Raw genomic sequence first — 15,074 nt, forward strand, 5'->3', positions numbered from 1 at the left:
CCCACGTTGGCTTCACTCGAGGGGCAAATTCGCATTTTATTAGAGTTGGCATGCCACCTGTTGCGGGGCGGGGGCAGGTGCATGCAACTTGATTAGGGACGCCCGGGGCGCGCCCGGTCACAGCCAACGGGGTGGAAATATCCGTATAGAGGTCCGCTTCATTGCCTTGCCTTCGCAAAGCGGACGATCCGCTTGGGCCAACCTTTGCTTTTCACAGGGCCAGCGGCGCCGCAGTGCGGCGCATGTCGATAGCCGTCGCCAAGCAGCGGTTCTATGGTAGTGTAAACGGCGATCCGTATTCGTTATGTTTGTCCAGCGCGGGGCGCCAATCAGCCGGTCATCCCGTACACGCCCCCGCCCGACGGACCCTGTTGTCGCGCCGGGCCATCACCGCTCAATCGTAGATGGGCCGCAACTCGTTATCGAGGTGGTAGCGGGTCAGCGCCATGGAGGCGAGGAGATCGGGCGAGCCGTCATACTCGATCGACATCCAGCCCTTGAACGCGTGCTGCTTGAGCAGCCGGTACAGTCCCTTGAGATCGAGTTCACCCAGACCCGGCTCCCAGAACCAGCGTGTGCCATCGTCGGTAATCTCGGGATCGCGTGCGTAGCGGACGCTGTCGGGCTGGCGCGCCGAGCCGGTGTCCTTGAGGTGGAAGGTGCTGATCCGGTCGTGATAGTCATTGTAGAAGGTCAGCAGGTCTTCGCCCATGATCGAAATCTGGGCCGTGTCGATGCAATAATGCACCAGCTTCGGGTCAGTCGATCCGATCAGCTCGCGGTGGTTCTCGATGTTGATCGCACAGAAAAACTCGTTGTGCAGGCCGATCTTGACGCCGTGATCGGTGGCATAGCGACCGATCTCGTTCATCACCTTTGCGCATTGCTGCACTTCGTCCCGGCTCAGCGGCCCGGTCCCGCAATAATTCTGCGTCGGACAGGTGTTCATGTAGGTGCCGCCGAACTTGACGATCGTGTCCACCGCCTCCCGGCCGGCCCGCACGGCTTCGTCGAAATGGCCGGCGTCGTGCGAGGCATGGGCGCCATGGAACATGCCGATCACCTCGACCCCGCGTTCCTTCGCGAAGGCTGTGAACTTCTCGGGCGATCCGAACAGCGGGAGGATATCCGCCAGATCCCAGGGTGCGATCTCGATCCCCTCGAACCCCAGCGCCGACTGGTATTTCAGGATGGTGTCCCAGTCCGAATAATAGGCGGTATTCGTCTTATCCTCATAATAAAATTCGCGAAAATTGTCGATCTGCCGATACGGAATGGTCTTCCAATGGCACATGTTGGCGTAGCGGATATTGGGCATGGCGGAGGCTCCGTCCGACTTAGTTCTGCAACTGGTTGAGAAGGGCGCGGGTGCGCAGCAGCGCGCGGAAGGGATCGCGGGTCTGACGCGCGCTGCACACGACCGGGCCGGTGTAGTTCAGGCGATCGAGCAGCCGAACCACGCCGGCCAGATCGACATTGCCGGTGCCCGGATCGCGGAATACCTGCGTCGCGCGCTGCGCCGGGAATTCAGGGTTCGCGCTTTTCCACACATCGCCCGGATCGACGAATTGGGTGTCGGTGAGGTGCACACAGCCGATGCGGCCCTGCTGCGCTTCGATGAACGCCGCTGGATCGACGCCGGCGATCGTCAGGCTCGCCACATCGACGTCGAGCTTCACGCTGTCGGGCAGCGCGTCGAGCAAGGGCCGGACATCCTCGCCACGGAACAGGCTCCAATATTCATTGCGCAGCACCAGGGTGACGCCCGCTGCGTCCGCCTTTTCCGCCAAACCGCCCAGCAACTGGAGGGTCCGCTCGGTAAAGGTCGCGCGCTTAGCCTCGATATCGGGGTGATAGTGCGCGACGCGCCCGTAACAGGGCGACGGGCTGATCGCGAAATAGTCGGCCCCCAGATCGGCGGCGTGCGCCAGCGCCTCGCCCGCGAAATGTCCGCTCGCGCCGAAGAAGAAATCGAGATTGTCGTTCCGCATGAACAAATTGGGGTCGAACGTCACGCCCGCGACCTGGTCGATGCCGCTGTCGGCCAGCACGGCCCGATAGTTGGCGGCCGACTCATATTTGGTGTTGATGCAATAGCGGTTCATCGGAACGCCGCTGCGCCCGCCAAACTGCCAGACCGGCTCATAGGGGATCTCGATCGATCGAAACCCGCTCGCGCGGATCAGCGGATAGAGTTCTTCCCAGAAATAGCGGCTCTCGAACCGGTTGCGGTTCGGCTCCTGATAGTGGCGGTTGATCAGGTCCAGGCTGATCGCAATCCGATCGAGGTTCATCGCGTCGTCCATCTGAATAATGCGCCGTCGGCGACGGCGGTAGGAGGCTCGGCCCGGCGGGCGTCAGTCGGCGAGCATCCGCTGCGACTGGGCCAGCGACCGGTCCATCGGCATGGTCGGGAAATATTCGAGGCCGATGGCGCCGGTGTAGCCAATGTCGCGCAGCGTGCGCGTGACCTTGGTCCAGTCGAGGTTGCCGGTGCCCGGCTCGTTGCGGTCGGGCATGTCGGCGACCTGCACATGCGCGACGAGGTGAATGCGGCCCGCCAGCACCTCCGCCATGTCCTCGCCCATCACGGCGCTGTGCCAGACATCGTACAGCAAGCGCAGGTTCGGACTGCCCACCGCTTCGACCAGATCGAGGCCGAGCTTGGTGCTGACGAGATACATGGTGGCAAACAATTGCGTGTTGAGCGGCTCGAGCAGCAGCATGACGCCCGCCTCCTCCGCCGCATCCGCCGCCGCGCGCAGGGCGGTGACGGCATTGGCGAAATGCTCTTCCTCGCTCATCCCCTCGACCCGGAAGCCCGAGGCGACGATCAGGTTCGGCTTGCCGAGAATCTCGGTCGCGGCGATCGTTTCGCGCACCGCTGTGACCATCTCATCGCGCTGCGCCGGGTCGACGATCGAGCGGCGCGGGTCGACGCACAGGCTGGTGAGCCGCACGCCGGTTTCGTCGAGCGCGGCGGCGAGCGCATCGATCGGCTTGTCGCGCCACAGGTGGAATTCGGCCAGCGCAAAGCCGGCCGCCTTGGCCGCCCGCACGCGCGCATCGAGCGCGCCGGCGTCGGCGAACTGCCATTCGATGCAGGAGGATAGTTGATAAGCCGCAGACATAGGATCCCTTCCCATTCCACGGCCCCGTGGTGCGTCACGCACTCGTATGCCTGGCGGGCTCAATCCCGCTATTTTGTCGCTCCCCCGATACGGATCTTCGCCAAAAGATCAAGGTCGGAATGGGTGTGACTTCTAAACGTCGAGGCTTGGCGTTAGCTTCGACCCCAGCCGGGCACCAGTCATTCCGCGCGAAGCGGAAGCCCCGGGGGAGGATTCGATGCCGCATTTCGGCGACTATCAGCATGCGATCTATGGCGCGGGGTTGCAGGGCGTGGTGCCGACGATCCCGGTCGATTTCGCGACCCTTGAGAAGCGCGCCGAGGCCGCAATGGCGCCGTCCTTGCTATCCTATGTCCAGGGCGGATGCGGTGACGAGCAGACGCAGCGCGCCAATGCCGACGCCTTTCGCCATTGGGGCATCGTGCCGCGGATGATGGTCGATTGTTCGACCCGCGACCTGTCGGTCGATCTGTTCGGATTGAAGCTCCCCTCCCCGCTGTTCATGGCCCCGGTAGGCGTGGCGGGCATGTGCACGCAGGACGGGCATGGCGACATCGCCGCGGCGCGCGCCGCCGCGCTGACCGGCGTGCCGCTCACCGTCTCCACGCTGACCAACGACCCGCTGGAGGATGTCGCCGCCGCGATGGGCGACACGCCGGGGATGTTCCAACTCTACACGCCCAAGGACCCAGAACTCGCCGCGAGTCTGGTCAGCCGCGCCGAGGCGGCGGGGTACAAGGCGATCGTCGTGACGCTCGACACCTGGGTGACCGGCTGGCGGCCGCGCGACCTCAACACCGCAAACTTTCCGCAGTTGCGCGGGCATGTCCTGTCGAATTACTGGTCCGATCCGCGTTTCCGGAAGATGCTTGCCAAGCCCGCGGCGGAGGACCCGCGCGCGGCGGTGATGACCTGGGCGGCGACGTTCGGGCGGGTGCTGACCTGGGCCGACATGAAGTGGCTGCGGTCGCTGACCAAGCTCCCGATCGTGCTCAAGGGCATTTGCCACCCCGACGATGCGCGCCGCGCGATCGACGAGGGGGCGGACGGCATCTATTGCTCCAATCATGGCGGGCGGCAGGCCAATGGCGGAATCGCGGCGATCGACCTGTTGCCCGATGTGGTCGCGGCGGCGGACACTGTGCCGGTGCTGTTCGATTCAGGCATCCGCTCCGGCAGCGACGTCGCCAAGGCGCTGGCGCTGGGCGCAACTGCGGTCGGCGTGGGTCGCCCCTATTGCTACGGCCTCGCGCTCGGCGGCGCCGAGGGGGCAGCGCATGTGCTGCGATCGATCCTGGCCGAGGCTGATCTGCTGATGGCGGTCGACGGTTTTCCGAGCATCGCGGCGCTGCGTGAGGCGGGTGCCGTGCGCCTTCCGTAATATCCAAACCGTCTCATAAAAGCCCGATTGACCAGCGTTGTCTGATAGCGCTACCAATCTATTCCAATACGGCCCGCTAGTGGCCGGATCGACGAGGAGAGATGCGCATGATGGGCCCGTTGGCGCTCGCCGCCCTGTTGACCGCCACACCGCAAGCGGTTCCCGCCCGCACCGACAAATTGCCGGTCGGCGTCTGCATCAACATCGGCAACACGTTCGAGCCGCCGGCCGAATCCGCCTGGGGTGGCAAGCCGCTGGCCGATGACGATATGGCGATCATCGCCAGGGCCGGGTTCAAGACGGTGCGCCTGCCCGTCCGCTGGGACACGCATGCCGGGTCGGGGCCGGACTTCAAGATCGACGAAGCCTATATGAAGCGCATCCGCACCGCCGTCGAACAAGCGCGCGCTGCGGGGCTCAACGTCATCCTCAACAGCCATCATTTCGGCGCGATCCACAAGGATCCGCTGGGCAGCGCGCCGCAGCTGGCGGCGATGTGGCGGCAGATCGCGGCGCGCTTTGCCGACATGCCGCGCGACCATGTGTGGTTCGAGATCGAGAACGAGCCGCACGAAAAGTTCGACCACAGCAATCTGCTGGCGGTGCTGACGCCGGCGCTGAAGGCGATCCGTGAAACCAACCCGGATCGGCCGGTCATCATCGGCGGCGAACTGTGGAGCGGGATCGACAGTCTGGCGACGCTGCCGCTGCCCGACGATCCCCATATCGTCCCGACCTTCCACTACTATGAGCCGTTCGACTTCACCCATCAGGGCGCGAGCTGGGTCAACCCCGCCCCGCCGGTCGGACGCACCTATGGCACCGCAGAGGATGCGATCCGGCTGAAGCGCGATGTCGAGAAGATCCGCGCCTATATCGCGCGCACGGGCAAGACGCCGTTCATGGGCGAAACCGGGGCGCACACAACCACCAGCCTGGATCAGCGCGTCGCGTACCACCGCGCGGTCACTGCAGCGTTCGGGCCAATGGACATCGGCATGTGCGCCTGGGCGTACAGCAACACCTTCCCATTCTATGACAAGGAGAAGAAGCAATGGCTTCCCGGTCTGCGCGGCGCGATGGGGCTGCCGGAATGAAGCGGGTTCTGATCGCTGCGGTCGCCCTGGCCGCACTGCTCCCCACCGCGGTCATGGCGCAGGACCAGCCAACGGCCGAGCTTCAGGCGCTCGACGATGCGCTGCCCGGCACGCTGATCAACGATCCGTCGCGCATGGACTGGGCCTTTTACGGCGCCGAGCAGAAGACGAAGAACGTGCAGGACCCGTCGATCCCGGGTGGCGGTGCCGCCGTGCGAGTCGATGTGCCGCGCGCCGGCGCCAATATCTATGACAGCGGCGCGAACGTGCCGATCCGGCGCGGGATCGCGGCCGGGCGCGACGTGACCGTCGCCTTCTACGCCCGGACACTGAAGTCCGAGGCTCCCGGCGGCAAGGGCAAGATCGGCGTGCGCTTCCAGCAGAATGCCGCGCCCTATGCCGGCTTTGGCGACACGGTGCTCGACATCGGCAGCGAATGGGCGCTGTACGAAGTCACCGCACGATCGGACAAGGCGCTGCCGACCGGACAGGCGGTGGTCGGCCTCCAACTCGCCGGGGCCAAGCAGACCATCGAGATCGGCCAGGTGATCATCGTCGAGGGCGCGACCAGCATCCGCACGGTGAAGCGCGTCGAGACCGCCGCCGCGCCCGATCCCGAGCTGCCGCCGCAGCTCAAGGACAAGGGCAGGATGCTCAACGATCCCGCCAATCGCGACTGGGGATTCCACGGCGCGGGCCAGACGACCAAGGCGACGGTGACCAATGTCTATGGCCGCGTCGGCACGCTGTTCACCGTCGCAACCGCCGGACCCGCGCCCTATGCCTCGGGCGCGAGCATCGCGCTGAACGAGGAGATCAAGGACGGCGACGTCCTGCTCGTCGCGGTGCTCGCGCGCGCGCTGTCGGCGGGCACGGCGGACGGTCAGGGACTGTTGTCGGTGCGCATCCAGAAGAACGCCGCGCCCTATGACGGTTTCCTCGACAAGCAGGTCCAGGTCGGGCCGAACTGGCGACTCTATCAGTTCCGCACACAGGCCCCGATGGACATCGCCAAGGGTGCCGGCCAGCTGTCGCTCCACACCGGCGGTGCACGGCAGGAGATCGAGGTCGGGCCGGTCTATGTCATCCGCGAAGAGGCGGTGCTGAACCCGTCGGGCAACTGAATGTCGCGGCGGTGGCGGGAAGCTGGTAGCGCAGCGCCATGACCGATCCGGTTTCCAGCATCGTCATCGTCGGCGGCGGCACCGCCGGATGGATGGCGGCCGCCGCCGCCGCGCGCTTCCTCAATGACGGCAAGCGCCAAATCACTTTGGTCGAATCCGATGCGATCGGAACGGTGGGGGTCGGCGAGGCGACGATCCCGCCGATCCGCGAGTTCAACCATCGGCTGGGCATCGACGAACGCGAGTTCGTGCGCGCAACCGGCGCGACGATCAAGCTGGGCATCGAATTCGTCAACTGGGCGCGCAAGGGCGACCGCTACCTGCACCCGTTCGGCGAACTGGGGCATGATTTCGAGGGCGTCGCCTTCCACCAATATTGGCTGAAGCACCGCATCGGGGACCTTGAGGACTATTGGATGGCGGCCCAGGCGGCGCGGCGCGACCGCTTCGCGCATCCCGCCCCCGACCCGCGTTCACCGCTGGGCGGGCTTGCCTATGCCTATCATTTCGATGCGGGTCTCTACGCCACGTTCCTGCGCCGCCGGGCCGAAGCGGGCGGCGTCGCGCGCGTCGAGGGAAAGATCGCGTCGGTCGAGCGCCACGGCGAGACCGGCCATGTCGCGGCGGTGCTGCTCGACGATGGCCGCCGGGTCGCGGGCGATTTCTTCATCGATTGTTCCGGGTTTCGCAGCCTGTTGCTCGGCGACGCTTTGGGGGTCGGCTATCGCGACTGGTCGAACTGGCTGCCGTGCGACCGCGCGATCGCGGTGCCGTGCGAGCGTGCCGATCCGCTGACCCCGCTGACCCGCGCCACCGCGCACGACTTTGGCTGGCAATGGCGCATCCCGCTGCAGCACCGCACCGGCAACGGCATCGTCTATGCGAGCGCGTTCGGCAGCGAGGAGGCGGCGCGCGAGACGCTGCTGGCAAACCTAGACGCCCCCGCGACCGACGCACCGCGCGGCCTGTCGTTCACGGCGGGCGTGCGCGAGCGGCAATGGGAGGGGAATGTCGTCGCGCTCGGCCTGTCCGCCGGGTTCGTCGAGCCGCTCGAATCGACCAGCATCCACCTGATCCAGACCGGCATATCGAAGCTGATGTGGCTGTTCCCGGACCGGAACATGGGTTCGGCGGGGCGCAACGAATATAACCGGCTGATGCATGAAGCGTATGAATATGTGCGCGATTTCATCGTGCTACATTACAAGGCGACGGAGCGGCGCGACACCGATTTCTGGCGGCATGTCGGCGAGATGACCGTCCCCGACAGCCTCGCCGCCAAGCTCGAGCTGTGGCGCGAGCGCGGGCGCATCCGCCGGTACGACCATGACCTGTTCGGCGTGCCGAGCTGGGTCGCGGTGCTGCTCGGCCAGCGCATCATCCCCGAGGGGCACGACCCGCTGGTCGATTCGATGGACGATGCGCGAGTGACCGCCGCGATGCGCCACATCGCCGCGACCTATGCCGATGTGGCAGGACAGTTGCCCGGCCACGCCGACCAGATCGCGGCGATGGTTCGGCAGGGTTAGAGTTTCGTCACCCCGGCCTTGAGCCGGGGTGACGAGAAGGAATGGTCAGGGGCAACCGACCACCCGGTCCGCCGCCGTCCCCAGCGCGACGCGCGACAGGCTGAACGTAAACGCGCCTTCGCTGCGCAGCACGAACGGAGCCTCGACCCGGCCCAGATTCGTCCCGCCCGCGGCGAAGCATTTGAGCGGGACGCCGTAGCTCACCCAGTCTCCCGGCTTCGCCCCTTCGATCGGGGTCGCGCGGACCGCAGCATTGCCGATGCGAAAGTGAAGCGGCCCAGCGGGCTTGGCATCGACGCGCATGGTCGCGACCAGCATGACGTCGCCATTGGTCTCGCGCGTCAAATCGAGCGGTGCCTGGGTCGCGAGCGCGACATCGGCATTGCCCGATGTGATGGCAAAGCGCCGTGCGCCTTCCTGCACGACATGGTCGACTGCGGTCACGCGGACCCGCCCGCTCGCCGCGACCGATGGCACGGTGGTGATCCGCGTCGAATCCGCCGGGTCGCCATAGACGAGCAGCGACCATGACGCGGCCGGAACGCCGCCCGCGAAATAGACATGGCCGGCATCCTCATCGGCGACCCCGCTATCCTCAGACAGCGGCTTCCACGCAGCGGGGCCACCGGCCAGAGTCAGGCCATAGCCGAACGGGAACAACGTCGGACCGTCGGCGCGCGCGGTGGCGGGCCAGGCGACGGGCAGCTTGCCGGTGAAGTCATATGGCGCGCGGCGATCCTTGCGCTGGACCAGCAGGTCGGCGATGCCGCCGCCTTCCGATCCCGGCAGCCAGGCGACGACGAAGGCGTCGGCGACGTTGAGTTCCGGGTTCATGAACAGCGGGCGGCCGGTGACCATTACCGCGACCACCGGAATCCCCTGCGCCTTGAGCGCCTTCATCGTCTCATAGGGCTTGCGCAGTTCGGGGCGCAGCTGGAGCGTTTTCAGGTCGCCCTGGAACTCGGCATAGGGCGTTTCGCCGAACACGACGATCGCCACATCGGGCTTCTTGGCGAACTTGCCGTCCGCCGCCAGCTCCGCGCTGCCGCCGGTCGCGGTCACCGCACTTTGCAGCCCCTTCCAGATCGAGGTCGCTCCGGGGAATTGCTCGTTCGTAACGCCCGTGCCCTGCCAGGTCAGCGTCCAGCCGCCCGACTGACGGCCGATGTCGTCGGCGGCATCGCCGGCGACCAGCACATGCGCGCCTGCCTTCACCGGCAACAGCGCGCCACTGTTCTTGAGCAGCACCAGCGACTTGCGCACTGCGTCGCGCGCCACCGCGCGGTGATCGGCGTGACCGAGCAGCGACCAGTCGCCGGCATATTTGCGCGTCGAGGGTTTGCCGGCCTCGAACAGACCGAGCCGCATCTTGACGCGCAGGATGCGCGCTACGGCGTCGTCGAGCCGCGCCATCGGCACCTCGCCCGACTTCACCTGGGCGACCAGCGAGTTCCACAGCGGCTTCCAGCTGTCGGGTGCCATATACATGTCGAGCCCGGCATTGACCGCCTTGGGGCACGAAGCGTTGGTGCAGCCTTCGACCTGGCCGTGCGCGTTCCAGTCGGAGACGAGGAAGCCTCCGAAATTCATGCGTTTCTTCAGCACATCGGTCAGCAGCCCCTTGTGCCCGGTCATCTTGGTGCCGTTCCAGCTGGAGAAGCTGACCATCACCGTCGCCACACCCTGCTCGATCGCGGGAATATAGGGGGCGCCGTGGATGTCGCGCAGTTCCTCTTCGCTGATCCGCGCATCGCCCTGATCGCGCCCCTCATGTGTGCCGCCATCGGCGAGGAAATGCTTGGTCGATGCGAGGACATAGGGACCGCTGAGCAGGTTGGTGCCGCTGCCCGGGCCCTGCAACCCGCGCACCATCCGCTCGACATAAGAGGCGACCAGATCGGGGTCGGACGAATAGCCCTCGTACGCGCGGCCCCAGCGGAAATCGCGCGGGACGGTGACGGTGGGGGCGAAGGTCCATTCCTGACCCGTGGCGCGGATCTCCAGCGCGGTCGCCTGCGCGATCTTCTCGATCAGGTCCGGATCGCGCATCGCGCCGAGGCCGATATTGTGGGGGAACAGCGTCGCGCCGATGATGTTGCTGTGGCCGTGCACCGCATCGGTGCCCCAGATGATCGGCACACCGACGCGCCCGCCGCTCTTGTCGACCGACGCTTCGTAGAATTCATCGGCAAGCTGGAGCCATTTGGGCGCAGCGGCGAAATCGTCGCCATAGGGGCCGCTGCTGCCACCGTTGAGGACCGAGCCGAGATGATAGGTGCGCACATCCGCCGGGGTGACGCTGGCGATGTCCGCCTGGACGATCTGGCCGACCTTCTCCTCGACGCTCATCTTGGCGATCAGCGCCTTGATCTTCGCCTCGACAGCGTTGTCTGTCCGCTGCGGCCAGGTCGGGCTGGGCCAGATTTCGGGGTTCACCGGGCTTTCTTGCGCGGCCAGCGGTGCGGCCAGCGCGGCGCCGAGCGCCAGGAGCATCAAACGCTTCATCTATTCCTCTCCATGATGCGGATCAGTTGGTCGTGTGGGGACGGCGCGGGCCGTGGGATCGACGCGGGCGGGGCGAACCCCGCGCGCGAACCACCAGCCGACCCATTCGCCGGGGGGTGACGGGATCCCAGTCGCGATAGGGGACGCGCCCGCGTGCGACAAAGCCCGCGCGGAAGGCGGTGAGTTCAACGGTCGGCACGCCGCCCCAACGCTCGATGGCCCAGTCGAGCAGGCGCTGATGGGCAATGGCGGTGCGACGATTATACTCGGCGGCCTCACGCGCGCTCGGGTCGGCGTGCGGCATGAATTCGATCGCGCGCAGGATATCGGCATGGGCTGCGGACAGCGCATGACCGTCGAAACTCTCGGCGACGAGCGCCGCTTCGCCGAGTGCGATGCGGTTGCCGGTGCGTGGCGTCGGGTGACTGCCCGGGGGCAGTCCCTCGCCCCGCTCCAGCCGCCAGCCCCAGGGCGGCGCCTGCCACGCGACGGCGGCACCGGTCGCCAGCGTCTCGCCCTCGGGGCCGCCCGGCGGGATCGCTTCGGCGATCAGGCGCGGTAGCGGGGCGTCGGTCCAGTCGCTCCCCGGAGCCGTGCAGTCGAGCAGCAATTCGGCCTCATCGGCCTCCCCCGTGCGATCCCCAGCGCCGCCGCCATTTCGGCAAGCAGCGCGACATAGGCCGGCATGTCGAAACGCACCCCGAACGGCTCAGCCCCCGGCGCGGTCAGCTCCGCCCAATCGGGCGCGGCATCGAGTCGATCGGCGATGCTGCGCAGCCAGAGCTGGTGCAGCGCGACCCCCTCGACATGCGGGATCGCGCCGGGTGCGCCCAGCGCGATGCCGTCCAGCGTCACGCGACGGATCGCGACCGCACCGGTGCGGCGAATGAACAGCTGCTGGTCCAGCCCGATCGCGCGGTGGAACCCGTCGATCGCGATGGTCGCCGCGCCGATCCGGTCAAGCAGCGACCGGGGATCGGCGGGACGATCGACGAGGGTGATCCGCGCCGTCGGCAATGCACGGCGAAAGGCGATGGCGGCGGACAGCGCGACCACGCCGCTGCCCAGCACCGCGACGCTGGCCGGGCCGCTCACGCCGTCCCCCATGCGCCATGCGCACGGATCGCAGCTTCATGATCGGGCATCGCGTCGACCCGCTCGCGGATCGTGCGCGAGATATCGTCGAGCGCCTTCGCCAGTACGGGAGTCGACGGATTGTCGGCACGCGGATCGTGCCGCGCGGGCATCATACCCTGCCCCAGATAGACCGCGATCCAGCTGGGTTCGAGGAACAGCCCCTCGCCATATTGCTCGATCCGGCCGCTCTCGCGCCACAGCTCCAGCTTGCCCGCGAGACTGTCGGGCAGTTCCATCGTGCGGACATGGTTCCAGAAGTCCGAATCGTCGCGCGTCGTGGCGTGATAGTGCAGGATCAGGAAGTCGCGGACGCGGTCATATTCATAATCGACCGTCGCGTTGAACGCGGCGCGGTCGGCGGGGTCGATCTGCCGTTCGGGGAACAGCTCGATCAGCCGCATCACCGCCATTTGCGCGAGATGGATGCTGGTCGATTCGAGCGGTTCGAGGAACCCGCTGGCGAGCCCGATGCTGACGACATTGCCGACCCAGCTCTCGCGCCGCCGCCCGGCCCGGAAGCGCAGCACGCGCGGATCGACCAGCGGCGTGCCCTCGACCGCGCCCAGGATCGCGTCACACGCCGCATCCTCCGACAGGAAGCTGCTCGAAAAGACATAGCCGTTGCCGACGCGATGCTGCAGCGGGATGTGCCAGCGCCACCCCGCACCCATCGCGGTGGCGCGGGTATAGGGCTCGATCGCGCCGGGCATGCTCTGCGTCGGCAATGCGGCGGCGCGGTCGCAGGGCAGCCAGCGCGACCAATCCTCCCACGCCGCATCCATCGCCCCGCCGATCAGCAAGGCGCGGAAGCCCGAGCAGTCGATGAACAGGTCGCCCGCAACGCGCTTGCCGCTTTCCAGCACAAGTTGCGTGACGTCCCCGTTCTCTCCGTTGCGCTCGACTCCGGTCACCCGACCCTCGGTCCGCACGACACCGCGCGCCTCCGAATAGCCGCGCAGCATCGGCGCCAGCCTGGTCGCATCGAACTGATACGCCCAGCCATAGCTCGTGGCGAGAAAGTCCCCATCCGCCGGCGGAAAGGCGAAGCGATTGGCGCGCGCCGCCATGATCGGCAGCGAATAATCCTCGATGCTGTGGCGCAGGCCCTCCTCGCGCGCGCGCAGCCAATAATGGTGGAATCCGACCCCGGCGAGGTCCACACCATAGGCACCGAACGGGTGGACATAGCGCTCGCCGATCTTGCCGAAATCGCGGAAATCGATCCCCAGCTTGAAGGTCGCGTTGGTGGCGCGCATCATCTCGGCCTCGTCGATGCCGAGCCGCTGGAGGAACGCGCGCAGGTGCGGCAGCGTCGCCTCCCCCACGCCGACGATCCCGATTTCCTCGGATTCGATCAGGCGCACGTCCGCCACGCCCGGCAGGAACCGCGCAAGGGCGGATGCGGTCATCCACCCTGCGGTTCCGCCCCCGACGATGACGACGCGCACCGGATCGGTCATGGTGTTCCCGACGCCGCGTGCGGACCGACGACCAGCCCCATGAACAGCCCGGCATGGATCGTTGCGAGCCGCGACACATCGATGTCGCGCGCGATGCTGCGCCACGCGGTATCGCCGACCGGCCGCCATTCCGCCTGGGCCACGCCCCTGTCGAAGCTCAGCTTCAGATCGACCTGCGTCGCGCCGCCACGCGGGACCGATGCGACCACCACGCCATTTTCAGGCTCATCCTTGGAAATTCGCCGCCGCACGACCAGCTTGTCGCCCTCAAGCCCCGCGAACATCAAGTGATTTTCGTCCGCCACGGCGAGCAGACCCGCGCGATCGGCAGCGCTTCTGGGATCGAACGTCACCCGCGTCGTCCAGCTCGCCTTCGCGTGCCGCATGCGCTTGCCGATATAACTCGGCTGAGCGAGCGCGCCGGCGGCGACCGGGCGCGCGTCGAGCGTCAACGACCCGCTGGCGATCCGCCACCACGGCGACCCCTTGGGCGTACGCAGCATCAGCCAGTCCTGCGTGAGCTTCGGCGTATCGAACTCCTCCACCCAGGACGCGGGTTCGCCCGAGGGGGAGACGGGCAGCTTGGGTCGCGCGGCGCTGGCGGGCAGCGGGGTGCGCGGCGGCAGGATCGATGGCCAGCCATCCTTCCACGTCACCGGCAACAGGAAGGTCTCGCGACCCAGCAGCGTTTCCTGCCCACGGAACGGGCGGGTGGCGAGGAACACCGCCCACCAGCTGCCATCGTCCAGCTTCACGAAATCGGCATGGCCGGTCGCCTGGACCGGGTTCGGGCGATCCTCGGGCAGGTCGCGTTGCGTGAGAATCGGGTTGACCGGGCCGGGGGTATAGGGACCGGTCAGGTTGCGCGAGCGATAGATAGTCTGCGCATGCTGGTCGGCGGTACCGCCCTCGGCGGCGGAGAGATAATACCAGCCATCGACCTTGTAGATGTGCGGCCCCTCTGCCCAGATCGGCTTGGTCGACGGGTCGACGCCCTTGTCGACCAGCAGGTGGCGCGGCCCCTTCATCTTGAAGGTGGTCAGGTCGATTTCCTGCATCCACAGCGCGCGGTGCCCGTCATATTCGGGCCTTCCGGGCGGCGCGTCGTTATTGACGATCCACGCCCGCCCGTCCTCGAAATAGATCGACGGGTCGATCCCGCCGAAGTCGAGCCAGTGCGGCCCGCTCCACGGCCCCGCCGGGTCCTTCGCGGTCAGCACGAAATTGTCGCGGCACCCCACACAGGTGTTGAGGATGTAATAGGTGCCGTCATGATAATCGATGGTCGGCGCGAACACGCCGCGATCCAGCGCGAGTCCGGTGAAATCGAGCATCTCCGGACGGTCGATCGCATTGCCGATCTGACGCCAGTTGATCAGGTCGCGGCTGTGATAGACCGGGATGCCCGGGAACCAGGCGAAGGTCGAAGTGACGAGGTAGAAATCCTGCCCCACTTTCACGATCGACGGGTCGGGGCGGAAGCCCGGCAGCACGGGATTGGCATAATGCCCGGCAGGCAAAGGCCGCGCATCGGAGTCGCCCGAATAGGCGACGAAATCGGATCGCGCGGTGCTCTGCTGCGCAACAGCGGGCGCAGCGATTACCAACGCCAACAAGGCGGCCAAACCCTTCATCTCGCTCCTCTTCTCCTTCTCTCTGCGGCTTTCCCCGCAGCTGCATCGACGTTTTTTCCGCGCGATGCTTGACACC

Annotated in this window: 12 protein-coding genes; 4 read left to right on the top strand and 8 right to left on the bottom strand. The window is 66.7% G+C overall.

Translation table 11 applies throughout. The annotated features are described in order from the left end of the window. Window positions 1–394: 394 nt before the first annotated feature. The 3 genes from LRS12_RS04470 to LRS12_RS04480 all read right to left on the bottom strand — a co-directional run bounded on the left by LRS12_RS04470 (window position 395) and on the right by LRS12_RS04480 (window position 3,131). Complete coding sequence (locus tag LRS12_RS04470; RefSeq protein WP_257843513.1) at window positions 395–1,318, bottom strand: sugar phosphate isomerase/epimerase; 924 nt, start codon at window positions 1,316–1,318, stop codon at window positions 395–397. 19 nt (window positions 1,319–1,337) lie between these two features. Next, a complete protein-coding gene (locus LRS12_RS04475; RefSeq protein ID WP_257843514.1) occupies window positions 1,338–2,294 on the bottom strand; it encodes a sugar phosphate isomerase/epimerase in 957 nt (318 codons plus the stop codon). Window positions 2,295–2,357: 63 nt separating this feature from the next. Beyond that, window positions 2,358–3,131: a sugar phosphate isomerase/epimerase family protein gene (locus tag LRS12_RS04480; RefSeq protein WP_257843515.1), complete on the bottom strand. Its 774-nt coding sequence runs from the start codon at window positions 3,129–3,131 to the stop codon at window positions 2,358–2,360. 217 nt (window positions 3,132–3,348) lie between these two features. Here LRS12_RS04480 and LRS12_RS04485 point away from each other — a divergent pair, with 217 nt between their 5' ends. From LRS12_RS04485 to LRS12_RS04500, 4 genes are all read left to right on the top strand, one after another. Further along, window positions 3,349–4,512, top strand: coding sequence for an alpha-hydroxy-acid oxidizing protein (locus LRS12_RS04485; RefSeq protein WP_257843516.1), 1,164 nt, complete (start codon window positions 3,349–3,351; stop codon window positions 4,510–4,512). Between the two features lie 107 nt (window positions 4,513–4,619). Continuing rightward, the gene (locus tag LRS12_RS04490; protein WP_257843517.1) at window positions 4,620–5,609 is read left to right on the top strand and encodes a glycoside hydrolase family 5 protein; all 990 of its coding nucleotides are present in this window, start codon (window positions 4,620–4,622) and stop codon (window positions 5,607–5,609) included. After that, a complete protein-coding gene (locus LRS12_RS04495) occupies window positions 5,606–6,733 on the top strand; it encodes a hypothetical protein (RefSeq protein WP_257843518.1) in 1,128 nt (375 codons plus the stop codon). The genes LRS12_RS04490 and LRS12_RS04495 overlap by 4 nt, the downstream gene beginning before the upstream one ends. Before the next feature lie 38 nt (window positions 6,734–6,771). Continuing rightward, the gene (locus tag LRS12_RS04500) at window positions 6,772–8,262 is read left to right on the top strand and encodes a tryptophan halogenase family protein (RefSeq protein WP_257843519.1); all 1,491 of its coding nucleotides are present in this window, start codon (window positions 6,772–6,774) and stop codon (window positions 8,260–8,262) included. 45 nt (window positions 8,263–8,307) lie between these two features. Here LRS12_RS04500 and LRS12_RS04505 read toward each other — a convergent pair whose 3' ends face one another. From LRS12_RS04505 to LRS12_RS04525, 5 genes are read right to left on the bottom strand one after another with little or no spacing between them, the layout of a single operon-like run. Further along, window positions 8,308–10,767, bottom strand: a complete 2,460-nt coding sequence (locus LRS12_RS04505; RefSeq protein ID WP_257843520.1) for a glycoside hydrolase family 3 protein — start codon at window positions 10,765–10,767, stop codon at window positions 8,308–8,310. A gap of 22 nt (window positions 10,768–10,789) precedes the next feature. Beyond that, the gene (locus LRS12_RS04510) at window positions 10,790–11,377 is read right to left on the bottom strand and encodes a hypothetical protein (RefSeq protein WP_257843521.1); all 588 of its coding nucleotides are present in this window, start codon (window positions 11,375–11,377) and stop codon (window positions 10,790–10,792) included. Next, window positions 11,317–11,862, bottom strand: coding sequence for a tryptophan 7-halogenase (locus LRS12_RS04515; RefSeq protein WP_257843522.1), 546 nt, complete (start codon window positions 11,860–11,862; stop codon window positions 11,317–11,319). Before LRS12_RS04515 ends, LRS12_RS04510 begins: the two co-directional genes overlap by 61 nt. Next, window positions 11,859–13,364, bottom strand: coding sequence for a tryptophan halogenase family protein (locus tag LRS12_RS04520; protein ID WP_257843523.1), 1,506 nt, complete (start codon window positions 13,362–13,364; stop codon window positions 11,859–11,861). Before LRS12_RS04520 ends, LRS12_RS04515 begins: the two co-directional genes overlap by 4 nt. Continuing rightward, window positions 13,361–14,998, bottom strand: a complete 1,638-nt coding sequence (locus LRS12_RS04525; protein WP_257843524.1) for a glycoside hydrolase family 43 protein — start codon at window positions 14,996–14,998, stop codon at window positions 13,361–13,363. The genes LRS12_RS04520 and LRS12_RS04525 overlap by 4 nt, the downstream gene beginning before the upstream one ends. Window positions 14,999–15,074: the final 76 nt, after the last annotated feature.

Origin of the sequence: Sphingomonas sp. J344 (assembly GCF_024700005.1) — a bacterium.
In the GTDB taxonomy this organism is placed as follows: domain Bacteria; phylum Pseudomonadota; class Alphaproteobacteria; order Sphingomonadales; family Sphingomonadaceae; genus Sphingomonas.